General features: G+C 52.1%; 17 protein-coding genes, 1 tRNA gene and 1 pseudogene. 10 read left to right on the top strand and 9 right to left on the bottom strand.

From position 1 onward, the window contains the following. Positions 1-233: 233 nt before the first annotated feature. Positions 234-2,045, top strand: coding sequence for a glycoside hydrolase family 3 N-terminal domain-containing protein (locus tag IDAT_RS11405; RefSeq protein WP_051986773.1), 1,812 nt, complete (start codon positions 234-236; stop codon positions 2,043-2,045). On the opposite strand, the gene IDAT_RS11400 is transcribed toward IDAT_RS11405, so the two are convergent. Together IDAT_RS11400 and IDAT_RS11395 are read right to left on the bottom strand one after the other, a co-directional pair. Continuing rightward, positions 2,042-3,178, bottom strand: a complete 1,137-nt coding sequence (locus IDAT_RS11400; protein ID WP_081909836.1) for a M14 family zinc carboxypeptidase — start codon at positions 3,176-3,178, stop codon at positions 2,042-2,044. The two genes, IDAT_RS11405 and IDAT_RS11400, sit on opposite strands and share 4 nt — an antisense overlap. After that, positions 3,179-5,956 carry an FAD-binding and (Fe-S)-binding domain-containing protein gene (locus IDAT_RS11395; protein ID WP_034733774.1) on the bottom strand — a complete coding sequence of 926 codons (2,778 nt, stop codon included), beginning with the start codon at positions 5,954-5,956 and terminating at the stop codon, positions 3,179-3,181. Positions 5,957-6,033: 77 nt separating this feature from the next. Between IDAT_RS11395 and IDAT_RS11390 the strand changes: the two genes are divergently transcribed. Next, positions 6,034-6,882 carry a MurR/RpiR family transcriptional regulator gene (locus IDAT_RS11390; protein WP_034733772.1) on the top strand — a complete coding sequence of 283 codons (849 nt, stop codon included), beginning with the start codon at positions 6,034-6,036 and terminating at the stop codon, positions 6,880-6,882. A 4-nt stretch (positions 6,883-6,886) separates the two neighbouring features. Here IDAT_RS11390 and IDAT_RS11385 read toward each other — a convergent pair whose 3' ends face one another. Genes IDAT_RS11385 through IDAT_RS11370 form a run of 4 tightly spaced genes read right to left on the bottom strand, consistent with a single transcriptional unit; the run spans position 6,887 to position 11,868 of the window. Next, the gene (locus IDAT_RS11385; protein WP_034733770.1) at positions 6,887-8,032 is read right to left on the bottom strand and encodes an exo-beta-N-acetylmuramidase NamZ family protein; all 1,146 of its coding nucleotides are present in this window, start codon (positions 8,030-8,032) and stop codon (positions 6,887-6,889) included. Next, positions 8,025-8,984 (bottom strand): N-acetylmuramic acid 6-phosphate etherase, encoded by a 960-nt coding sequence (gene murQ / locus IDAT_RS11380; protein ID WP_034733769.1) that lies wholly within the window; start codon positions 8,982-8,984, stop codon positions 8,025-8,027. The genes IDAT_RS11385 and murQ overlap by 8 nt, the downstream gene beginning before the upstream one ends. Further along, a complete protein-coding gene (locus IDAT_RS11375; protein ID WP_034733767.1) occupies positions 8,981-10,564 on the bottom strand; it encodes a sodium:solute symporter in 1,584 nt (527 codons plus the stop codon). Before IDAT_RS11375 ends, murQ begins: the two co-directional genes overlap by 4 nt. Positions 10,565-10,575: 11 nt before the next feature. Then, complete coding sequence (locus IDAT_RS11370; protein WP_034733764.1) at positions 10,576-11,868, bottom strand: hypothetical protein; 1,293 nt, start codon at positions 11,866-11,868, stop codon at positions 10,576-10,578. Positions 11,869-11,976: 108 nt separating this feature from the next. Here IDAT_RS11370 and IDAT_RS11365 point away from each other — a divergent pair, with 108 nt between their 5' ends. The 6 genes from IDAT_RS11365 to IDAT_RS11340 are packed head-to-tail and all read left to right on the top strand — an operon-like array spanning position 11,977 to position 19,050. Beyond that, positions 11,977-12,879 (top strand): glucosamine kinase nucleotide-binding domain-containing protein, encoded by a 903-nt coding sequence (locus IDAT_RS11365; protein WP_051986767.1) that lies wholly within the window; start codon positions 11,977-11,979, stop codon positions 12,877-12,879. Continuing rightward, complete coding sequence (gene nagB-II, locus IDAT_RS11360) at positions 12,876-13,862, top strand: glucosamine-6-phosphate deaminase NagB-II (protein ID WP_034733762.1); 987 nt, start codon at positions 12,876-12,878, stop codon at positions 13,860-13,862. Before IDAT_RS11365 ends, nagB-II begins: the two co-directional genes overlap by 4 nt. Then, the gene (gene nagA / locus IDAT_RS11355; RefSeq protein ID WP_034733760.1) at positions 13,862-14,998 is read left to right on the top strand and encodes an N-acetylglucosamine-6-phosphate deacetylase; all 1,137 of its coding nucleotides are present in this window, start codon (positions 13,862-13,864) and stop codon (positions 14,996-14,998) included. Before nagB-II ends, nagA begins: the two co-directional genes overlap by 1 nt. Further along, entirely contained in the window at positions 14,986-16,263 is a 1,278-nt protein-coding gene (locus IDAT_RS11350; protein WP_034733757.1) for a sugar MFS transporter, read from the top strand. The genes nagA and IDAT_RS11350 overlap by 13 nt, the downstream gene beginning before the upstream one ends. A gap of 58 nt (positions 16,264-16,321) precedes the next feature. Further along, a complete protein-coding gene (locus tag IDAT_RS11345; protein WP_034733755.1) occupies positions 16,322-17,467 on the top strand; it encodes a GGDEF domain-containing protein in 1,146 nt (381 codons plus the stop codon). A 29-nt stretch (positions 17,468-17,496) separates the two neighbouring features. Next, positions 17,497-19,050 (top strand): serine hydrolase, encoded by a 1,554-nt coding sequence (locus IDAT_RS11340; RefSeq protein ID WP_034733752.1) that lies wholly within the window; start codon positions 17,497-17,499, stop codon positions 19,048-19,050. A gap of 17 nt (positions 19,051-19,067) precedes the next feature. On the opposite strand, the gene IDAT_RS11335 is transcribed toward IDAT_RS11340, so the two are convergent. Beyond that, positions 19,068-20,639 carry a leucyl aminopeptidase family protein gene (locus IDAT_RS11335; RefSeq protein WP_034733750.1) on the bottom strand — a complete coding sequence of 524 codons (1,572 nt, stop codon included), beginning with the start codon at positions 20,637-20,639 and terminating at the stop codon, positions 19,068-19,070. 165 nt (positions 20,640-20,804) lie between these two features. Here IDAT_RS11335 and IDAT_RS11330 point away from each other — a divergent pair. Next, a tRNA-Arg gene (locus tag IDAT_RS11330) sits at positions 20,805-20,881 on the top strand. A 189-nt stretch (positions 20,882-21,070) separates the two neighbouring features. Here IDAT_RS11330 and IDAT_RS11325 read toward each other — a convergent pair. Both IDAT_RS11325 and IDAT_RS11320 read right to left on the bottom strand, forming a co-directional pair. After that, positions 21,071-22,033 (bottom strand): HindVP family restriction endonuclease, encoded by a 963-nt coding sequence (locus tag IDAT_RS11325; protein WP_157980884.1) that lies wholly within the window; start codon positions 22,031-22,033, stop codon positions 21,071-21,073. An 80-nt stretch (positions 22,034-22,113) separates the two neighbouring features. Beyond that, positions 22,114-22,299 (bottom strand): hypothetical protein, encoded by a 186-nt coding sequence (locus IDAT_RS11320; RefSeq protein ID WP_034733748.1) that lies wholly within the window; start codon positions 22,297-22,299, stop codon positions 22,114-22,116. Positions 22,300-22,510: 211 nt separating this feature from the next. Here IDAT_RS11320 and IDAT_RS11315 point away from each other — a divergent pair. Beyond that, positions 22,511-22,713: pseudogene (locus tag IDAT_RS11315) on the top strand (TolC family protein); the annotation flags it as partial.

Below are 22,713 nucleotides of genomic sequence, written 5' to 3'. Positions count from 1 at the left end.
CATATTTTTATGATAGTTCGCAACAAGTTAGTTATAGCTAGGCAAATTGTTGCGGAATGTTTCTCTGCCCTTTAGTGGCGCCGCTTTTAGTTCGACGTGCCTACAGCGGAAAAGGTTTACAACCGCAAGACCAATCAACTCCTACTTTGTATTTAATCAATTGGAATAATTTATTTTTGGCTGCGGCTAGCGTAGGATAAAGCTTAAGCAAACGAATAACATTGAGTATAGCCATGAAACGAATTGTTGCTGTGTTTTGCAGTCTCGCCGTACTACTAGGTTGCAGTCCGCAAGTCGATGACGACGAGCTTAAACGGCTGGTCGGACAAAAATTAATGCTAGATTTCCGCTACTTTTGTGCCGACGACACGCCCAGCGACGAATGTAAATCAGCAGTCACTGAATTACCTCCCGAATTAGCTGAAGTATTGCGTGACGGCCAGATCGGCGGCGTCATTTTATTTGCGGACAACCTTGTCGACGCACCACAAATCGTGCGCTTGATTGATGCGATGCAGCGAGTGATGCGGGATGCTGGCTTACCCCCCTTGTTTATCGCCATCGATCAAGAAGGTGGCCGCGTCGCGCGCTTGCCTGAGCAAGTCGATGTGCGCTTTGCAGGCAACATGGCCTTAGGCGCAAGTTATACTGCCGATGCTGAGCAAGGCCAACAACTGACTCGTGACGTCGCAAGTGGCATGGCGCAAGTGTTACATGACTTAGGCTTTAATCTGAATTTTGCGCCTACTGTCGACGTCAATGTGAACCCAGACAATCCGGTGATCAACGTACGGAGTTATGGCGAATCACCACAAATGGTAGCTGAACTCGGTCAAATCACCGTCGCTGCCATGCAACAGCAAGGTGTGATGAGCGCGCTGAAGCATTTCCCCGGACATGGCGATACCAATGTGGATAGTCACACTGGCCTGCCGCGCGTTGACCATGACCGTGCCACCATTGCTGCGGTCGATTTGTTGCCTTTTGCCTACAGTATTAATAGCGCTGAGCCGCCAGCGATGATCATGACGGCACACATTCAATACCCACAATTAGACGACAGCACTTTTGTCGCAACCGATGGCACAGAAACCATTTTACCGGCGACCATGTCACGCAAAATCCTCAGTGGCGTGCTGCGCGAAGAACTGAATTATCAAGGCGTTATTGTAACAGATGCCTTGGATATGGCGGGAATCGCGCACTATTTCGACGAAGTGGACGCCACCTTGCAAACTTTTCGAGCTGGGGCGGATATCGCACTGATGCCCTTCACCATTCGCAATCCCGCTGATATTGCAGCGTTTTGGCAGTATCACGCACAGGTCATCGCGGGTGCTCGAAATCTAGAAGCCACGGAATTGCGCGCCTCAGCAACACGTATTGCAGCGCTGAAAACCGACTATCAGCTGAGCGAGACTATGGACTTAGATGCCCGCTTGGCGACCACAGTCGCCTTGCCACGCGCCAGCAATGTGGCGTTGGAAGATAAACTCGCCAACGCCGCAGTGACCACAGTATTTGGTCATGCTGCGTTGCCGTTGCAAGCCTCGCACTGGCATTTTGTCATGCCCGATACCTTAAGGTGTGAAGCCGCGCAGCAGGCGCTGCATCAGCAACGGCCGGAGTTGACCAGTAGCTGCACCAGTTTGGCACGACTACCAGGTGCACCAGAGCAGCAATGGCCAGCTGATAGTGCCATCATTGTTGGCGATATCACCCCGCATCATAGCTTGGTGGAGATGGGCGGCATGGATGACTTAGCTTCTTGGCGCGAGCGTCCAAGCAAAGCGGAACAGCATGCTTGGTTGCAAGAGACATTATCAATGGCGCGTGAACAACAATTGCCGACGGTGTTTGTGGCATTGCGGGCGCCTTATGTGATTGGTGATTTTCGAGAATTGGCGACAGCCGCAGTTGCGACCTACGACTACAGTGCCGCTATTGCTGACGCTGGGCGCGTACGCAGCGCCAGTATCAACGCGCTGATCACGACATTACTAACCGGCCAAGCTGCTGGGCAATTACCGGTGAGCGTGGATTAGTGGTTCAGAAACGCTAATAGCGCACGAGCGCACTCACCCTTGTGTACGGTCGCCGGATACTTTTTGCCGTGTCCGGCGAGTTCTACAAATCCCGCAGTGCTGCTGGCATCACCCACGAAGTCGATAATATAGTCGGCACCGTTACGCACAATGCATACATCCGCCTGAAACGCTTGTTGCCCTTGCGGCGCAAAGGTGAGCTGATAGATTTTGATATCGCACAGACCGTCGCTGCGATTTTCTGGTATCGCGTAATAATCCGCTAAGGTATATTCTCGCGCTTGCTCGTTGAGCAACGCCTGCAGCGCTGCGTGTAGCGCGATGACGTTCAGTTCACGCGCGACCTGACGCTCCGGGTCATCTCGGTGTGCACCGCTCTCAATCAGAATTGTACTTGCGCCAGTGCCAGCAATTTGATCGCCAAAGGAACGCGCTGAATAGCTGTCGTTGTAACGGGCGATCCCGTTAGGCAGCCAGTGCGCCAACACTTTGCGCATGTGCGCAATCAATTGCTTGGCTTGCAAGCGCGCGCTATCCACATGTTTATCGGGATGATACGCCGGCGCTAAGAATGCGATGGTCGCAGGTTCACTCGAAGCGCCAACCGTGTAGTACGGGTTTTGATCGTGCAAGTTAAATGCCACTGACGGACGTAAACTTTGCACCTGCTGCCACAACAGCCGCCCTTCGGGCGACTGCTGCGCCAGTGCATCGCGATTGATATCAATGCCTTGCGCATTTTCACGGGTGCCACGCTCAGCGCCATCAGGGTTAAGCATCGGAATCACTTGCAAAGTCACGAGCTCTTGCCAATTGGACGGCAAACCAATTGCTAGCGCCTGCTCACCGGCCGCCGCCTCACGCAACAACTGTAACCAATCCAACACCGCCGCCGTCGCTGTAGATTCGTCGCCGTGCATCTGCGTCCAAGCAAGAATGATCAGCGGTCCGTGCCCCATCGAGATACGCTCAATCGGTCGTCCCTCATAGGATTCACCAATTGGCTGCGCGCCCAGATCACGCAAAAGCGGGTGGATATCGGACAACGTCAGCTGCCGCTTACAGAGGGCAGCCCTCTTTAGGGGTTGGAGGCGCGTGTGGAGGGCGTTGAGCGTTGTGTCGGGATGGGGCATCTAAGCGCTCCTTGTGCTGATCTGGTTAAGTAAAAATGCAATGTGTTGGTAGGCGCGACCACTGTGCTCGGTAAGGCCGATTTCGCAGGTGCGGCTATTGCTCACCGCATGTTGGCAGGCGGCTGGCAGTTCCCGTGCAAGGGGCGCTAGTGCGCTGGCGTTAAGTTCGGGGGTGGTAAAGCCTTTGTCACCGGCAAAGCCACAACATTTAACGCTTGGCGGCTCAACTACTTGGCTACTGCAAAGTTGTGCGAGCTGGCGCAGCGCGCGGCCATTATCGAGGTGGCGACTGCTACAGGTCACGTGCAAAGCCAGCGGCTCCGATAACGGTGTTAAGTCCAACTTTGGTGCGACATAACTGAGTAGAAACTCACTAAGTTCATAGGTTTTCACTTGCGCATGTTGGAGCTGCAAAGCGCATGGGCTGGCATCAATGATGACTGGGTAGCGCCCCTGCTCACTGGCTTGCCATAATGCTACCTCGAGCTGTTCTCGTTTACTCGATGCTTGCGCGGGAAAGCCCTTGCTCTGCCAAGGCTGACCGCAACAATGTTCGGCGCTGTGTGACAACAGTTGCAGCTCAATACCGGCCTTCGCACAAAGTTCGGCAACAGTAGCCGGCAGTGACTGCGCGTTCCCCTGCTCCGAGTCGTAGCCAAACAGTCGGTTCGGACAGGTGGTGAAATAGATAGCTTTGTCTGTAACTACAGAGCCAGCGCGCGATTCCGTGCTCGGTTTTGCGGCAGCAGCCAGCGGCGGCAAGCGCGGTAAATCTTTTGGCAGTAATGCTGGCGCGAAACGTTGCAATTGCCGCCCAGCACCCAGTGCAAAGCGCGCAATCGCCAGGCTCGACCCCAGATGCGCCTGCGTCCATTTAGCGACCGCAGGTGCCAAGGTGCGTTGCGTTTGCTGCTCAGCCCGCAGCTGTTGCACCCATTCACCGGTATTAATACCTACTGGACAGGCGGTCGCGCACAAGCCCGTTGCCGCGCACGAGTCGATGCCAAGATGTTGGAAGTCGCGCTCAATTTGTGCGCGTTCGCTAGCACTACGATGTTGGGCCCGGCGCAGCAAAGCGATGCGCTGGCGCGGTGAGAGCGTGTAATTTAACGACGGACACTGCGGTTCACAAAAACCACATTCAATACAGGCATCAACCGGATCGGCGACCGCAGGTAATTGCTTCAAATCTTGCAAGTGCGCCAGCGGATCGTCATTCAGAATCACGCCGGGGTTGAGAATTCCCTGCGGATCGAGCAACTGTTTCAATTGCTGCATCAAGGCTAGGCCCTTGCCGCCCCATTGCGCATACAAATAGGGCGCCATATTACGGCCGGTACCGTGCTCAGCTTTTAACGTGCCGCGATAACGTTCGGTAACAAGATGATTCACCGCTGCCATAAAATCGGCATAACGTTGAACCTCAGCGTCAGTGTTGAAGCTCTGCGTGAAGACAAAATGCACGTTGCCATCGAGCGCGTGACCGAAAATAATCGCTTCGCTATAGCCATGCTCAAGCAGCAACTGCTGCAAATCATCGACGGCGTCCGCCAATTGCTCAAGCGGAAACGCGACATCCTCAATCACCACTGTGGTACCGCTAGCGCGCACTGCGCCAACCGCGGGAAATAGCCCTTTGCGAATATTCCAAAGCGCGGCACTGCGTTCAGCGTCTTGACTAAAAGCACACAGCGGCTGCGCAGCGACCTCTGCTGCCGCAAGAAGGGCGCCAATGGCCGTGGTTGCTTGTTGTAATTCGACTTCGTCAGCACGGCCAATATCAATCAATAATGCCACTGCTTGCGCTGGCATCTGCTGTTCCGTATAAGGTGCGAGTAAATGTGCCACCGATTGCAGCGAGCGTCCATCCATAAACTCCACGGCATCGACGCCGCTTTCACGCAACGCTGGAATCATTGCACATGCAGCATGACTGTTTGCGAACAAGTACAGCCCAGTAGCGCGTGCCGCCGGAACCGCAACCGTGCGATAAGTAATAGCTTCAATAAAACCGAGCGTGCCCTCAGAGCCAATAAATAAATGCGTCAGAATATCTAGCGGGTCAGTAAAATCTAAAAAAGCGTTTAAGCCATAACCCATGGTGTTTTTCAGCCGATACTGCTGGGTGATCGCAGCACTAAAGTCAGCATCATCACGCACTTGCTGAGCAAGCGCTGCGAGCTGCTCTAATAGCTGCGCATGACTTTTGCGAAAAGCCTGTACACTGTCAGCATCGGCGGTATCTACATGGGTTCCATCAGCGAGGACAAAGCTCAAATGTTGCAGGGTGTGGTAGCTGTTGTGCTTCACCCCACAACACATGCCAGAAGCATTGTTGGCAGCGATGCCGGCAACCTTGCAACTATTTATCGAGGCTGGATCAGGGCCAATTTTTCGCCCTAAGGGAGCTAACTGGCGATTCGCCTCGGCACCAATCACGCCGGCTTGTAAGCGCACCGCAGCGCCCTGCTCAAGAATCTCTACGCGTTGCCAGTCTGGCGTCAATATAACTAACACCGAATCAGAAATCGCTTGGCCTGACAAACTGGTCCCAGCGGCACGAAAGGTCAGCGCAATCTGACAGCTTTGCGCCAATTTTACGATGGCTTGTAGTTCGGCAAGCGTCGCCACCTGCAGCACTAACTTTGGCACTTTGTGGTAAAAGCTAGCGTCAGTGCTAAACGCCAATCGTCGCGCTAAATCACGCACACACCTTGAGGCGGGCAACACACTCGCAAGCTGCTGCTCAAATTGCTGCCATTGCTGTTGCGCTCGCATTCCCACACTCATCTCCTAGTTGATATTCCTGCCGATGGGTATATATTCAGAATAAATAATTCCCAAAGGAAGGGCTTATGTCAGCATTCGCCAAAATCAAAGCGATTCAAAATACCTTATCTGCCAGCGAAGCAAAACTCGCGGCTTTTACCCTTTCATCACCCACGGCGATGCGCGAACTGTCGTCGTCGCAGTTAGCCAAGACCGTCGGCGTCAGTCAATCTAGCGTGGTGAAATTCGCGCAAAAACTAGGTTACAAAGGCTATCCAGCTTTTAAATTGTCCGTGGTTGATGCCATCAATAAAAAAGCGCAGAACAATAGTCGATTACATGGCGAAATCACCGTCGATGACGAATTTAACGATATGGCCGATAAACTGTTAGCCGGCAAAATTAACGTGCTCACCGAAACCCGCAACCTCAACGAAAAAGAAGCCTTTACCGCCGCCGTCAATAAAGTTTTAGGTGCCAAACGCATTTTAATCAGCGGCGTTGGCGGCTCGGCGATTGTCTGTCGCGACCTGTGCTACAAATTACAGAAACTCGGCTTACAAGCGGTGAATGACACCGATAGCCATGTGCAATTAGCACTGGCAGCAACCCTCGACGCGCACGATGTCGTCATTGCCATTAGCGAATCGGGTAGCACCCTTGAGGTCGCGCGCGTGGTGAAAGAGGCACAACGCCATCAAAGCTCGGTAATTTCCATTACTCGCTACGGCAAAACACCGATCAATCAACTGGCCGATATCAAGCTTTATTCGGTAGCTGAGAGCGAGTCCACCCGCTTGTCATCTATCCACGCCCGTACTGCGCAAAACTTAGTCATCGATTTACTGTTTATTGCGCTGATTCAAGCCTCAGAAAACGGTCGCGGCATTCTGGCACGCACCAACAAAGCTTTTCAACGCATGCGCGCTAGCTAACTCATTACGGATACAATAAGTATGGCGCGCGACGCTGCTTAAACTGGGTCAAAGCGGGTTGCCAACTGGCGCGAATTTCGGCTTCGCTCTGCCCTGCTTCAATGGCTTTGCGCAACTTATCGGTACCACTGAGCTTATCCATGAAGTCGGGCGCGGTAAAAAACGTCACACCCGCTTCTTTAAAGGCTTGATGCGCTTCAAGAAGCAAACTCAAGTCAAAGCCGCGGACTTCACTTTTGCGTAAATCGACACCATACAGCTGTTGATCTTGTAGTTTCGGGGTTGGCGCACTTTGTGGCAAGCTACGTGGCGTGAAACTAAATTCACCCAAGGGCACTTCGTCATGACCCATCACCTGAAACGGGAACTCTGTACCGCGGCCAATACTGACCGCCGTCGCTTCGAACAAACACAGCGAAGGATACAACTGAATGGCCTGCGCATTCGGTAAGTTCGGACTTGGCGCGATGGGCAGCGCATAGGCTTCATCACGTTGATAGTCACTGACCGGAACCACTGTTAAAGCCAGCTCATCGGCAGCCTTAATCCAGCCTTCGCCCTTGATCATCAACGCCAACTCCCCGACCGTCATGCCGTGCAGCAAAGGGATTTCATGCATGCCGACGAAAGATTGAAATTCGAGATCGAGCACTGGACCGTCAACGTAAGCGCCATTTGGATTGGGCCGGTCAAGAACAATCATTGCCAGTCCCTGCTCAGCGGCGGCTTCCATGACGTAATGCATGGTGCTGATGTAGGTATAAAAACGCGCACCGACGTCTTGGATATCAAAAATGATAGTGTCTACGCCAGCGAGCATTTCAGCGCTGGGCTTTTTGGTTTTACCGTAAATCGACAAGATGGGTAAGCCGGTACGGGTGTCAACCGCGTCACTGATAGTTTCACCGGCACCTGCATCGCCGCGGAAGCCATGCTCGGGCGCCAATACCTTGACCACATTCACGTCATTTTCGAGCAGAAAATCGACCAAGTGTTGATCGCCGACGCGCGAGGTTTGGTTTACCACCAAGGCGACATTTTTGTCGGCGAGCAAGGGTAAATATTCAGCTGGACGGTCGGCCGCGACCACGGTCGCTTGTGCCGGTATCCACCACAACGCCGCTACCATGAACATCATGAGTTTACGCATCAGTTGACTCCTTGCCGCTTGCTTGCTCTGCGGCTTGACGTAAGAAACCTGCGTTGCTTTCGAGTAAGCCGCGGGCGGTCGCCGCATCTGTTGCGGTTAGGATCATCAGAATCGCTAATTTTGCGCTATTGTCCGCAGCTTTGAGCGCTTGTTCCGCCTGTTCGCGACTGCAATCAGTGGCTTGCATCACAATACGGATAGCACGCGCGCGGAGCTTTTCGTTCGAGGCATTCACATCGACCATTAAGTTTTCATAGGTCTTACCCAGGCGAATCATACTGGCGGTACTGAGCATATTGAGCACTAATTTTTGCGCGGTTCCCGACTTTAATCGGGTCGACCCAGTCAAGGCTTCAGGGCCAACGACAGGGCAAATGCCCATGTTCGCCACTTGCATCATCGCTGAGTCTGGATTACAGGTAACGGCAACCGTGGGACAGCCAATGCTGTTGGCATATTCCAATGCAGCAACCACATAGGGTGTGCGGCCACTCGCCGACAGTCCCACCAAAACGTCTTGTGCACTCAACTGTTTGGCTTTGACGTCCGCTACACCTGCCTCACGATCATCTTCGGCACCCTCGACGGCAAATTGAATCGCTGGCTCACCACCGGCAATAATGCCTTGTACTAGGTCATCTGGCACACTGAAAGTTGGTCGGCATTCAACTGCATCAAGGATCCCCAACCGCCCACTAGTACCAGCACCGATGTAAAATAAGCGGCCACCAGCAGCGAGGCGCGGCACGATGCAATCCACTGCTTTAGCAATCATCGGCACTTGTGTCGCAACCGCCGGAGCAACTTGTGCATCTTCCCGGTTGATGCGGCGCAAAATCGCCTCGGTCGGCAATAAGTCGATATCCATGGTATTTGGATTCCGGCCTTCCGAAACAATCGCGTTTAGTTGCACCAATAAGTCATCTGTAGTGTTCGAACGATCCATAGTCATGCAGTTTCTGTAGTTCCATGTTGAGATTGCAAGTTTGCTTTACCACTTAGGCAAATCAGAGTAGAGAGTGTAGTGCCAATCAGCAGTTGCCAAGTGAAGCCAATATCTGCTGCTAATGCCGCAGGCCAGAAGTTATCGACAATGTAAGGCTGCATGCTGAGCGGAACCAAAAACCCTACCACTAGAGCTAAGGTTACTGAGCGCGCACTCCCGCGCTTACTAAATAGAGTCGTAAAGTACACGCCAAGCAGACCGCTATAGGAAAACACCATCACACTTAAGGCAAACTGCAGTAGTGGTGTGTCGGTATACTGTTGCCAGTAATAGCACAGGCACGCCATCAACGCTAAGGCTGCCGCAACCAAAGCCATACCGGCTTGTCCGGCACGGACAAAATGCTGTTCATCAAGGTGCGCGTTGCGAGCGCGCTTCCACGGCCGATAAATGTCTTGAATCAATACGCTGGACATCGAGTTAAGGCCGGAATTGAGCGTCGATAAGGCGGCTGCAATAATCCCTATGGTCACAAGACCACGGACGCCAGCTGGGATTTCGGTGAGCACGTAGTACATAAAGATAGTCACCGCTTCACCGGCAAAAGTTGGTACTGGTCCATCGCTCAATCCAGAGGCCATAATGTCGGGACGTTGGTAGTAGATATAGAGCAATAAGCCAATCACAATGAACAGCAGCATGACCGGAATTACCATGACGACTGACCACAACATCGCTTTGCTACCCTCTTTGGCATCCTTACAGGTCAACACCCGCTGCGTCATGTCTTGGTCAAGACCAAAGGCGGCAATATTCAACAGCACAAAACCGGTGAGCACTGACCACAGGTTGAATACCCCACCACTGCTGAAGTCGAGTTCGGTATCAATCAACTTTAGCTTGGAATCTGCACCCGGCTCCGGCTGTTGCAGTGCTTGCACGATTTCACCAAAACTCGCCGGGATCGCATTGTAAAGCACGGCAATAACGGCAATCGCAGCACCGACATAGATAACGGCTTGCAATACATCAGAATAGATCACCGAACGAATACCGCCGACTACGGTATATAAAAGGCCCGCGAGAGTAATAATCAAAGTCGCCGTAATGACGCTACTGGCAGCGATGTCGCCAAATAAGATCATAGCGACCGCAAGTGCGGCCATATACAGTCGTGCGCCACTCGCAAAGACGCGACCGAATAGGTACATCATCCCAGCCTGACGCTTAGCGCCTGCACCAAAGCGTCGCTCTAGCAGTTCATAGACGGTATAAACGCGATACTGATAAAATTTCGGGATCAAAAACATCGCCACGAAAGCGACGGCAATGAAAGCACCGATATTGCTTGCGAGATAGGTTAAATCACTGCGATAGCCTTGATCCGGTCCGCCTAAAAAGGTGGCGGCTGACTGTGAAGTCGCCAGTACCGAAATAGCAACCACCCACATGGGCATTTTATTGCCACCCAAAAAGTAGTCTTGGGTTGAGTTGTTTTTGCGGTTGAAGAGCCAACCACTGCCCAACAAAAGCAGACCATAGGCGACGAAGACGAAGACATCGGCAAGCGAATACTGATCAAGCATAATGGTTCTTCTTAAGGTTGAATAAGTTCGCGTACCGCGTTTTCAATCAAACGCTCGAGTTTGGCACCGGCTACGCCGACATGATCGTAGCTATTGTCGTCGACACTGGCTTGGGCGGCAAAGGTAAACTCTTTGGTGCCCGTGGCCAACGGCAAACAAATATGTGCCAGTGCGACCACTTCGCTGGCTCCGCGTGTTTCACTGGGTCCTGCGCCGAGTTTGTGGAAAATACGCCAATTGCCATTGGTGGCTTGGTCCAACGTCTGCTGCACGCTGAGCCCCTGTAGTTCTGGAAATTCGTGTTGCAACGCCGCAGCAATCGCCCGATGCGGCGTGAGGCTTGCGCCGGCCATCATGCCGCCCGCATTTGCGCTGTTCTCGCTATGTCCGAGTCCGTAGAACAACATTTGCACCGCGTCATCAGAGAGGCCCGGCATTTGCGTGAGCCGATCGCGTTTGTGTGCGGCAAGGCGTTTGAGGAATTCAGCTGAAGCGAGCGTGGTCATTGGCTTGTTGCCAGTTAGGCCACAGTCATCGCAGCGATAGCTGCGCGAACCACTATCGCTTTCGCGCGACACAATTTGCGCTTCGACCTGGCGTGACGGCGTGCGCCAATAAAGATCTGTAGGCTGGAACGCATCCGGTCCATAAGCACCACGAAACATCACTTGCGGTTGACCGATACGCAACCACGCATCGTGAAAAAGTGCGGTCAGATAATCACGCCCCGCCAGATTGACCAAGTAGTAGGCCAGCGCATTAGAATTACCATCTGCCTTGCCCGAGGCCTCGTAGCTGTTGATGCTGGTGATGAGGTCGGCAAGCTTAACGTCACCAATCAGGGTATCGGGCTGCGCAAAATTATCACTCAACAGTGACATCACGCCGGCAAATGCCATGATTTTTGAAGAGCTCCACGGCTCATACAAATCATCGTGAGTATTGGCGTTAGCCAAATAGCGATAGGCCATTTGACCGTCTTTTTGAGCAAAATCAATGACAGTGATCTTGCCGTCTTCAGCATTCATCGGGAGCGCCTGCCAATCGTGCGCCGTAGCCTCGATCCAGCCCTTATCGGTTCCCACTTCTTGACTGGTGCGATAGGTTTGGCTGTCAGCCGCTACCGCTGGCGCACATTGTTGCCAACCCGGTTCGGCATTCGCCGGCAGCAGCGGAGGAGCGCCCATAATGTCATCGTAATAAGCCAAGCCTTCTGGTGCTGGCGGGATCCCATTTGTTTGTGCTTGGCTGCATGCTGTGAGCGGAAAAAGGACTAAAAACAGAGCAATTGTCGATTTTTTCATTAATTAATTCCTTGTTATTCTGTTTCTAAGAATAAAGTATTACAACTTAAAGGGCAAAGTGTGGCAGTATATTTCTTATGATTTTGCAGCAAAGTTAAGGTATTTCTGATGCAAGCGACTTATTACGCCGGTGTCGATGGTGGCGGCACCAAGTGTCGTGCCGAGCTCTATGACGCCAGTGGCAAGCTGCTTGGGGCTGGCGTTGCCGGTTCTGCCAACATCGCGCGCCATGGTGAAACGGCGCAGCAATCAATTGTCAATGCAGTCACGCTAGCGGTCGCCAACGCGGGGCTCGACGCACAAGTTTTAAGTGAAGTGGTGGTTTGTGGTGGCTTCGCTGGGGCCAATTTGCCGTCAGCGGCAGCAGAATTGCGCGCTTGGTATCATCCATTTGCCGCCTTCCACTTTGCTTCAGACCTCCACACCGCACTATTCGGCGCGCATGCTGGCGCTAACGGCGCGGTGTTGATTGTCGGTACCGGCTCTTGCGCGGCGGCTTTGGTTGACGGCGAAGTCATTCAGTTCGGCGGCCACGGATTTTTGCTCGGTGATAAAGGCAGTGGCGCTTGGTTGGGTAAACAAGCCGTAACCTATACGCTTGAAGCGTTAGACAACGTAGTTAGCGCAGGGCCTTTGAGCGCTGCCGTATGTGAGCATTATCAATGCGCGACACCAACTGCGCTGGTCGACCGCCTGAATCAAGCTCCACCCGGCGTGTTTGGCGAAATTAGCCCGCTGATTATTGATCTCGCCGCGACCGACGAACCGGTGGCACTAGCACTAGTGCAGCAAGGTTGTCAGTACCTGAGTGATATCGCGCGCAAAGCGTTGCAGCGCAGCAAAGGCCAGCTAGTGTTAACCGGCGGTGTTGCTGGGGTGCTCGGCCAATGGCTCGATGCCGATGTGCGCGATGCTATCACCACTGCCCAAAAAGGTCCCGAATGGGGTGCAATCGCATTATTTTGCGGCCGTGAAAGCGGTGGCTCATTTGCTACAGGAGATTCTAAATGAGCTCTCTGATGGCCCGTGAAACTGCTGAAATCCCAACAGTGATTCGGCAACAATTAACGCACAATGCGGCTTGCTTGCAGCGCCTTGGTGCCGAGTTACGTGCACAGCCACCGCGCGCGGTGATGATGATTGGTCGCGGTACTTCAGACCACGCCGGCGTATTCGCTAAGTATTTAATTGAAGTTGAATGCGGCGCGCCAGTGATGGCCGCGGCTCCTTCGATAGCCAGTGTTTATGGGCAAACTTTGCGCTTGGACGGCATGCTCGCCATCTGTATTTCGCAATCGGGCAAAAGTCCCGACATTGTGGCGCAAGCCGAGCGCGCAAAAGCTGGCGGTGCGCGCGTGCTCGCCTTAGTGAATAACGTTGATTCTCCCTTAGCAGCAATGGCGGATGATGTACTACCGCTGCATGCCGGTCCGGAATTGGCAGTCGCCGCCACCAAAAGCTATATCGCCAGTCTGGTAGCGCTGGTTTCGCTAGTCGCCGCTTGGCAAGACAATGCTGACTTGCAACAAGCCTTGCAAGAATTACCCCAGCAATTGCAAAATACCCCCGCACAAGCTTTCGCATTAGCCGACTTTCAACAGTTAAAGCAGTGCGTGGTGCTCGGTCGCGGTTTTGGTTATGCCATTGCCCGCGAAATGGCGCTGAAACTAAAAGAAGTGCTCAGCATTCAGGCTGAGGCCTTCAGTAGTGCTGAGTTCTTGCACGGCCCAGTGACGTTGGTGGAACAGCACTTGACGGTAGTCAATTGCCAGATCGATGATGAAGGCGCAGTCTATCATCAAGCACAGATCGCCGACGTTGAGGCGCGTGGCGCACATGTTGTGCCGTTTCTAGCGGCTGGCGTGTTGCACCGACGGCTGCAACCCATCGCGCTGATGCAGCAATTTTATCAGGCACTCGAGCAGCTTGCGGTGCAGCAAGGTCTCAATCCCGACGCCCCGCCAGGGCTGAAAAAAGTGACGGAAACACGCTAATGTTTGTTTGTGAGAATGTTTTAACGCCGCAAGGCTGGCGTCAAAATCAACAAATCGCGTTCACCGACGGGCGCTTAACCGTGATCGAGGATGCCCCAGCGCAGCACGATTTACCTGTCTACCAAGGCTGGTTGGTGCCGGGGTTTATTGACGTACAAGTCAATGGCGGTGGCGGTGTGCTCTTTAATCAACAACGCGATGCTGCGGGTCTTGCGCACATTATGCGTGCGCATCGCGCGCATGGCACCACCGCCATGCTGCCAACCTTAATTACCGATAGTTTTGCCGCCATGGCCGATGCTGCTACCGCAATAAAAGCCGCGCGCGCTGCAGGCGTAACCGGGATTATTGGCGTGCATTTTGAAGGCCCATGGTTAAGCACCGCCCGCAAAGGCGTGCACAGTGAACAATTCATTCGTCCACCAACAGCAGAAGAGCTGGCGTTGATCAGCGATGCGGAGCTAGGCGTGGTGATGGTCACTCTAGCCCCTGAAACCGTTGGATCTGAAGTAATTCAACAACTGACCGATGCTGGTATTCGGGTGTTTTTAGGCCATTCTGATGCCACCGCTGCACAGGTGAATACCGCACTAGACGCCGGCGCCATTGGTTTTACCCACTTATATAATGCGATGTCACCGTTGCAGTCTCGCGCACCAGGTATGGTCGGTGTCGCACTGGCCCGCGACTGTTACGCCGGTTTGATCGTCGACGGCTATCATGTTGACCCGCAAGCGTGCCAAGTCGCGTTTCGCGCCAAAGGTCGCGAGCAAATGATGCTGGTGACCGACGCCATGGCTTTAGCCGCTACCGATGCACAGCAGGTGCCCTTTTTTGATACCGAAATCATTCGCGACGGCGACAAGCTGACCACCCCTGATGGCACCCTCGCTGGCTCCTGCTTGACCATGGTGGAAGCGGTACGCAATACCGTGCAGATGTGCGGCGTGACGCTGCAAGATGCCGCAATTATGGCCAGCGCCACTCCGGCCGCGATGCTTGGCCTCGACACCTATGGACGATTAAGCGTAGGTTGCCACGCCGACATGGTCCTGCTCGACAACGACTTGAATCTGGTTCAGCTATGGCAACAGGGCGAACCACTGCATAAGGATGTTCACGCATGCCAACCTTAATCCCGATGCTGGCAATTGGTTTACTGTTTTTTATCTTTGGCTTTGTGACCTGGCTGAACGGCGCCTTGATTCCGTTTTTACAAATCATTTCTGATTTGAACGAACTGCAAGCCATGCTAATTGCCTTCTGCTTTTACATCGCCTATGTGGTGATGGCACTGCCAATGGCGTGGTTACTCGAGCGCACCGGTTACAAAAACGGCATGTCGGTGGGCTTAGCGGTTATCGGTATCGGCTGCTTGCTTTACATACCGGCGGCGACCTACCAAACTTTTGCCGTCTTTCTGTTGGCGCAGTTTATCGTCGGTTCGGGTTTGACCATTCTGCAAACTGCGTCGAATCCTTATATTGTGCGCATTGGTCCACAAGAGTCTGCGGCCGCGCGCATCGCCATTATGGGCATTTTGAACAAAGCTGCTGGCGTTATCGCGCCGATCTTCTTTACTTGGTTGGTACTGGCAGATTTTCCCAATGTCAGCGCCGCATCAATGGCGGAACTCGCAGCTGCTGAGCGCGCCGAGCAAGTCAGTTTAATGGCCGCCGCAGTCATTCCACCATACGTTGGCATGGGTATTGCCATGTTCGTGCTGGCCTTTGCGTTTTATTTGGTGCGCTTACCCCATATCAAAGAAGAAGCTCCCTCTGACGCACCAGTGCATGAGTCGGTGTTGAAATACCCACAGCTGGTGCTCGGTGCTATCGCCCTATTCTTCTACGTGGGCGTCGAAGTCCTTGCCGGCGATACTATTGGTTTGTATGGTTCTCGCCTCGGCTTAGCTAATTACAGCACGCTGACCTCGTACGTGATGGTTGCCATGGTTATCGGTTATGTGTTGGGCCTAGTGCTGATTCCACGCGTGTTAAGTCAACAAGGCGCGCTTACCGGTTCTGCTTTGTTAGGCTTGATCTTCAGCGGTTTGTTATTGGTCTCATCCGAACAGAGTACCGTTATCGCCTCGGTCTTATGGGGCTGGAGCGGTATCCCGGTAGTTCCCGACGCCATCGCGTTTCTTGCGCTATTAGGTTTCGCCAATGCCATGGTGTGGCCAGCGATTTGGCCGCTCGCATTAGCCGACCTCGGCAAGTTTACCGCACGCGGCTCGGCTATCTTGATTATGGGCATTGCCGGTGGCGCCATTTTGCCGCTGGTGTATGGCGCCCTCGCCCAAAGTTTTGATCCGAAAAGCAGCTATGCACTGCTACTCGTTGGCTACGCCGTGATCGGCTACTACGGCCTTGCCGGCTATAAAAAACGCCACTGGTGAAATGTGGCGTAACGGGCTATTCTGACAAAAGATAACAACAACAAAGAGCTTGTGCGCTGTGGAACTGCATTTACCCACTCTCGTCGTCACCGCGGTTGGTCTCAATGTGCTGCTCGGCATATTGATGCTGGTCATTTATCAAGTGCGACGGACTCAGAAAAGTTTTCTTACCTGGGCATGCGCATGCTTTGTCTTTGCTTTAGCCGCCGTGGCGGCGAGTTTACGCGTTTATATTGACCAACCGTGGCTAACGATCTTCACTGCCGACGTTTTGATTGTACTGTCGCCGTTGTTGGCGCTGCACGGCCTGCGCCAATATCAACAACAAGCGCCCGTTTCGTTAAAGTTAGTCGCTTTAGTCATTAGCTACACCGCCCTGCCGTTGGTCTTGCTTTACCATGCACCCATTCATGCACAAACCTTTACTTCGGTCGTGTGTGCGTCAGTTTACTTATTTGCCGCCGTTTATATCTTAACGATTCGACAAGCACCAGCACTGACCAAGGCTGTGTTGTTTTTGCTATTTTTGGTCCACGGTGGCTTGATGCTGGGTATGGCTGGCATGCTGTTTCAGAACCTTTCGGCCGCTAAAATAGCCATGATCGAGCCGATTCTGAACTTGATGCTGATGACGCATTTGTACCTAACCACCGGCACCGCCATGTTGTTCCCAGTCTTTGCTTTTTCACTGAGCGAACAGCGGCTGCTCGAATTAGCGAACTTCGATGACCTGACCAAGATGTACAACCGCCGCGCGTTTTGGGAGCGCAGCAGTTTGTTGTTAGCGAAGAACCGCTTACTACGCAAACCCTTTGCAGTACTGATGATTGATGTGGATTACTTTAAAGCCATTAACGACCGCTACGGCCACGCGGCCGGTGATGCCTGTTTAAAGCGCATCGCCGATATCATTCGCGAACACTTGCGTGAGCAAGACGTAGCCGCTCGTGTTGGTGGTGAAGAGTTTGCGGTGGCCATGCCCAACGCCGATCACAATCAAGCCGAGTTACTGGGCATGCAGATCTGCCAGCAAGTTGAGCAAGAGAAATTCGAAGTGGCGGGTCAGAAAATCAAACTAACGGTAAGTATCGGCATCATCTATAGCAGCAACAGCCGCCGCGAACTCGCCGAGTTACTCAATGCTGCCGATACCGCCCTTTACGATGCCAAAGCCAGCGGCCGCAACCGCCTAGTCTTCGGCTAACAAGCCCCAACAGCAAAATGGAACTCCCAATGAAAACAAAAACTTACAAAGGAAGGGCAGCCCTCTTTGCGCTGTTGCTGGCGGCGCCAGCCTACAGCGCACAAGGGCTTGCGGCCGATGTCAGTGCGGACAAAATCCGCGAAACCGCCAATAACACCCTAAAAGCGCTTAATATTCCAGGAGTTGCGGTTGTTGCCGTACACCGTGGCGAAGTCATTTTGGCCGAAGGTTTTGGCGTGCGCGACATCGCTACTGATGAACCGGTGACTGCCGATACCTTGTTCGGTATTGCCTCGAACACCAAAGCATTCACCGCCGCAGCCATCGCCACCTTGGTCGAGCAAGGCAAACTCAGCTGGGATGACAAAGCGATCGAACACCTACCGGAACTCCGCTTGGCCGATCCAAACATTACTGCTGAACTCACCATTCGCGACATGCTGAGTCACCGCTCGGGATTAGGCCTTGGCGCTGGCGACCTGATGATTTGGCCTAACACCGATAAAACCACCGCCGATCTCATCGAAGGTCTCGCCCATGTGCCAGTGCAACGTGATTTACGCCAAGGTTTTGCCTACAACAACCTCATGTTTGTGATGGCTGGCGAAATTATTGCCCGCGTGAGTGGCATGCCTTACGCCCAATACATTGAACAGACCTTCTTAAAGCCGCTACAAATGCAAAATACCGCAGTAGGTTTCTCGAACATTGCCGAAGGTTATGACAATGTGGCGGTCGGCACCATTGAATACGACGGCGAGCTGAAGCGATTCCCACTCGACTTTTTAGAGGACTTCAGCTCTGCAGGCGCTATGGCGAGCAGTGTTAACGATTTAAGTAAGTGGTTACTCACGCAACTTAACGAAGGCACCAGCCCAAGCGGCGAACAACTGTTTAGCGAAGCTTCACAGAACACCATGTGGAACGTCACTACACCGCTTGCCGCGAATGGCAATCCAGCGACACAATTTCGCGGTGTCGGACTCGGTTGGTTTGTCAAAGACTATCATGGCGTGAAGCACGTCTCGCACAGCGGCGGCATTCTTGGCATGTTGTCGTTGACCACACTAATTCCCGAACATGAATTTGGCATGGTGGTGCTGAGTAATCAGCAAGCCTTTGGCGGCCTGACAGCGATTACCGAAGAAGCCCTCGAAGACTTGCTGGAGCTCCCCGATCGCGATTGGGTGACCGAACAACAAGCTGATTATCGCAAATCGATGCAGGAAAAAGCTGATTTCGCCTTGGCGCAGCCTGCGCATAAGCGCCCTGCCCTCGAACTGCCAAATTACGCAGGTACCTATCGCGACGCTTGGTATGGCGATGTCATCGTAGCGCTCGAGGAAGATGAGCTACTGATTAGCTTCACCCACACCGAGTTACTCAAAGGCCGCCTCGAACACTACAACGGCGATACCTTTGTGGTGCGCTGGAACGAGCCGCTACTCGAAGCCGATGCCTTTATCGATTTTAACGTCGATCGCGCGAACAAAATAAAAGGCGCGACGCTTGAAGCTATCGCACCTTTTACCGATTTCAGCTTTGATTTTCATAACTTACAGCTCGAACGCGTCGAGCCATAAGTCTAACCATAATTAGGTTAGTTGCCAGCTGCGTTGTAGTTTTCAACCCATTCAGCGAGTAGGCGCACACCGTAACCATTGCCACCGGCCGGATGAATACCATTCGCGCCGGTGCCATACGCATTACCGGCCATATCGATGTGGATCCACGGCGTATCTTTGGCAAAGTGTTGTAAGAAACGTGCACCCGCTTGCGCTCCTGGTGAACCGACGTTTTGCACATCAGCAAGCCAGCTATCGATGATGCCGTCGTATGGTCCTAGCGGTAATTGCCACACCAGTTCACCGGTCTCTTCTCCGGCAGTTTTCATGGCTGCCAGCAGATCTTCATGATCCGAGAACACCGCCGAATAGTCTGTGCCAACCGCGCCAACTTTAGAACCGGTCAAGGTGGCGATATCTGCAATAGCACGAGCGTTTAGCTTATCGCGTGCATACCAAATGCCGTCCGCCAGAATCAGACGTCCTTCGGCATCTGTGTTGACGACTTCAATACGCGTGCCGTCACCCGCAATCAACACATCACCCGGCAAGGTAGCACTGCCAGAGATCAAATTGTGCGACAGCGGTACCACGCCGGCCACATTTATCGGTGCATCCTTACCCGCCAATGCCATCACCGCACCCAATACCGCCGCACCGCCAGCTTTATCGGTCTGCATACGGGCAATGGAGCTGCCTGAGGTTTTTAAGTTGTAGCCGCCGGTGTCAAAGGTGTTGCCCTTGCCCACCAGCGCAATCGGAGCCTCATCGCCGCCGCCTGAATATTCAACAACCAACAAATAGGCTTTATGCTGACTGCCTTGGCTGACGCCATAAAGCGCACCCATCCCCATTTCTTTGACCTGCTCAGGTGTATAGACCGTCGCTTTGATGTCGTCGTAACCACTCACAGCCTCTTGCGCTAGTTCAGCAATCGCCTGCGGATAGCCGTCGCTGCCCGGCAAGTTAATGATGTCGCGCGCCACAAACACGCCGTGCGCGAGCGGTTGCGTTTGCGCGTAGGCTGCAGCAGCCGCATCTCCGTCATCGCCATGCCAATGTACGGTGTAATCTGGACGTGGTGCTGGCTCACTCTTGTACTTGTCAAAACGATAGTTGCGTAAGTCCATGCCGTGCGCCATCGCCGCGATTTGCGTGTCGCTCAAACCTTTAGCATGCACCACCACCGTCTCGGCCTTATCGTTGAGCTGCGCTGCGAGGCTGGCACCCAACTTTTCAGCATCAGCGCGGGCAAGCTCACTGCCAGTACCGACCACCCACAAACGCTTCGCATAAAAGTTGGGTAACGCCAAAAGCTCCACCTGCTGCCCTTGTTTGCCGGTGAATTCCTCTAACTCCAGCGCGTTAGCAATCATCGCACGCGTGTCAGCATCCCACATTTGCGGCAAAGCGATACTGCCATCTTCATTTTCCGCCACCAATAACACCAAGACATCAACGTCATTCATATGTTGATGCTCAAATTTATGCTGCGTCTGTACGTAATCATTGAACGACGCTTGCGCCAATGCCTCATTCTGCAAAGCCACGCCCGCAGTCAGCAAGGTTCCCAAAGTTAATGCTAAAACACTCTTTTTCATACTCATGTTTACTTCCTCAAGTCACACGAAACTGGGCTAAACATGCCCCACAGCGCGCCTGAAAACAAGTGATTAATCGATGAAGTGGGTAGACAATACGACCGTTTTTCCCTAGAATTCCCGCCTGCTTGCACGCAAGCCCCCGCATTGAATGCTTTTCATGCTAAATGCGCACCCGTAGCTCAGCTGGATAGAGCGCTGCCCTCCGGAGGCAGAGGTCACAGGTTCGACTCCTGTCGGGTGCGCCATAATTCTATAGCCTGACATTGATAGCAAGTACTAACTTTGAGGCTTTTGTGCCGATTCTGTGCCAAAATTGTGACTTGTTAAGGTTTTGCCTCCAAGTTTCATGACCTTCGCACAACATTCTTGCTCTTAATCAATTTAGGAAGCAAATTCTGTCGTTTTCTCTTAAGCATAAACAACAATATTCAATTTTAAGCATCGTCTTTAAATAATTCCTGTGCTGTATAATACAAGCTTTGATCAAAACGACGTTCTGGACTTAACTCTTTGTGCCCGCCATTCATAATCACATTTGTGATGCTAGATAATTTCATAATTGGATTATAACGTCGAGGATGATTCATAAATCTACGAGTCATTTTACCATTCAGAGCAAATTCTTTGTCAGTCTGCAGGTTGAAAGCCATTTGAGTATAAATATTATGAATATTTACCTTATCTGTTTGTGTTAGTTCGTAAAGAATCCTTGCAAGCCTTAGCGTTGATCTATAAAGCCTTGTAACTTTCCCCACATCTCGCTCTCTTGATGCGCAATCAATAAAGGTACGGCAAATAGCAAAGTCGCTCCAAACAAAAATATCATATGCATTACCCTTATCAATAATCGGTGACTTACCCAATGTCTTCCATATTGGATGTAATAAAAAAGGTTTTTGGTAGTCTTTAAACTCTGTAAATATTTTATTTAAACACCCAATGATTTCCTCCCTTTTACTCAACATTTCAACAGTATTATCCCAATGTTGAATTGTCGAACAGGTAGGCTCTAAGATTTCCTTTAGTCTCGCTCTAAATGGTTTTATCGAATCAAAAATACCTAGCGCGGCGTAAGAAGTACTTGCAGGTCTAATCACCAACTCGGTACCCCAGTCAGACTCTCTGTCGTTTGCAGTGGTATTGTCCGGAATAACTGTAAGCTTAACTTCCAAGGCTCGAATAAATGAGTCACCGAGTTTTAGTACGAGATCAATTCCTTTAATGTCTGTCCTTGAATATTCTTGGTAAGGCTCGAATTTTGACTCGAATAAAAAACTCAATTCATTATTTGCCACATCGGTACCAAATATAAAATCAAAACCTTCTTCTCGCGCTTCTACCTGAAGCTCTTGATTCGTGCATAGGTATACAGCAGAAGTATTTGTGTGAATCGCCACTAGTTGAAAACTATTTTTAATTAATGTACCGTTAAGCTGCTTATTTAGAACTGTAGGTAATGATGCTTAGACTAGGATTTTTAATACTGGTGCTTGTTGCTGTTCTGACTCAAATCAGTCAGGCGGTTGCTGATGTGCATCAATCTCACCAGTCCTCTTCTGAGCAACACCTCAATTTTGAGCATGACGAATCCCACATCGATAAGCGCAATCTCCCTAAAAGTGGAGAAATCAGCTTTGACTGCCATCACTGCTGTCACTGCCATGGTTCATTTCATTTATATGCCATGAAGGCTGAAAAAACTCTCGCTTTACCACGAATGGGCACAATACGTCCTGGGTATACTGAGTTTTACACTAACCCTCTATCATCGCCGCTGTTCCGGCCTCCTATCTCCTCATAACTGCCTAATAAGCTGCTTTAGCAGCGCAAGAAAATCATTATTTTACGCAGTAATATGACTGAGGAGTCTATCTATGGGTCCGTTTTCGACACATAGCAAACGCTTGTTTGTTGCCGTAAGTCTGGCAATAAGTTCAAGCTACGCCAATGCACAACAGTTGCCCGATCAATGGCAAAAAACTGTGCAGCAACACCCCAGTGTTGAAGCCGCTCAACAGCAGGCTGAAGCGCTGATCCAACAGGGCAAACAATTAAATCAGCCTTTGTACAACCCTAG

It is taken from the genome of Pseudidiomarina atlantica, assembly GCF_000753735.1.
In the GTDB taxonomy this organism is placed as follows: domain Bacteria; phylum Pseudomonadota; class Gammaproteobacteria; order Enterobacterales; family Alteromonadaceae; genus Pseudidiomarina; species Pseudidiomarina atlantica.
The sequence above is the reverse complement of the archived record's forward strand: the minus strand, read 5'-3'. Positions and strand labels throughout refer to the sequence as shown.

Coding starts and splice junctions, on each gene's coding strand:
- IDAT_RS11370 (WP_034733764.1), bottom strand. CDS start 11,868: ATGAAAAAATCGACAATTGCTCTGTTTTTAGTCCTTTTTCCGCTCACA.
- IDAT_RS11395 (WP_034733774.1), bottom strand. CDS start 5,956: ATGCGAGCGCAACAGCAATGGCAGCAATTTGAGCAGCAGCTTGCGAGT.
- IDAT_RS11320 (WP_034733748.1), bottom strand. CDS start 22,299: ATGGCAGTGACAGCAGTGATGGCAGTCAAAGCTGATTTCTCCACTTTT.
- IDAT_RS11400 (WP_081909836.1), bottom strand. CDS start 3,178: ATGCCCCATCCCGACACAACGCTCAACGCCCTCCACACGCGCCTCCAA.
- IDAT_RS11340 (WP_034733752.1), top strand. CDS start 17,497: ATGAAAACAAAAACTTACAAAGGAAGGGCAGCCCTCTTTGCGCTGTTG.
- IDAT_RS11405 (WP_051986773.1), top strand. CDS start 234: ATGAAACGAATTGTTGCTGTGTTTTGCAGTCTCGCCGTACTACTAGGT.
- IDAT_RS11365 (WP_051986767.1), top strand. CDS start 11,977: ATGCAAGCGACTTATTACGCCGGTGTCGATGGTGGCGGCACCAAGTGT.
- IDAT_RS11390 (WP_034733772.1), top strand. CDS start 6,034: ATGTCAGCATTCGCCAAAATCAAAGCGATTCAAAATACCTTATCTGCC.
- IDAT_RS11385 (WP_034733770.1), bottom strand. CDS start 8,032: ATGCGTAAACTCATGATGTTCATGGTAGCGGCGTTGTGGTGGATACCG.
- IDAT_RS11350 (WP_034733757.1), top strand. CDS start 14,986: ATGCCAACCTTAATCCCGATGCTGGCAATTGGTTTACTGTTTTTTATC.
- IDAT_RS11375 (WP_034733767.1), bottom strand. CDS start 10,564: ATGCTTGATCAGTATTCGCTTGCCGATGTCTTCGTCTTCGTCGCCTAT.
- nagB-II (WP_034733762.1), top strand. CDS start 12,876: ATGAGCTCTCTGATGGCCCGTGAAACTGCTGAAATCCCAACAGTGATT.
- murQ (WP_034733769.1), bottom strand. CDS start 8,984: ATGACTATGGATCGTTCGAACACTACAGATGACTTATTGGTGCAACTA.
- nagA (WP_034733760.1), top strand. CDS start 13,862: ATGTTTGTTTGTGAGAATGTTTTAACGCCGCAAGGCTGGCGTCAAAAT.
- IDAT_RS11335 (WP_034733750.1), bottom strand. CDS start 20,639: ATGAGTATGAAAAAGAGTGTTTTAGCATTAACTTTGGGAACCTTGCTG.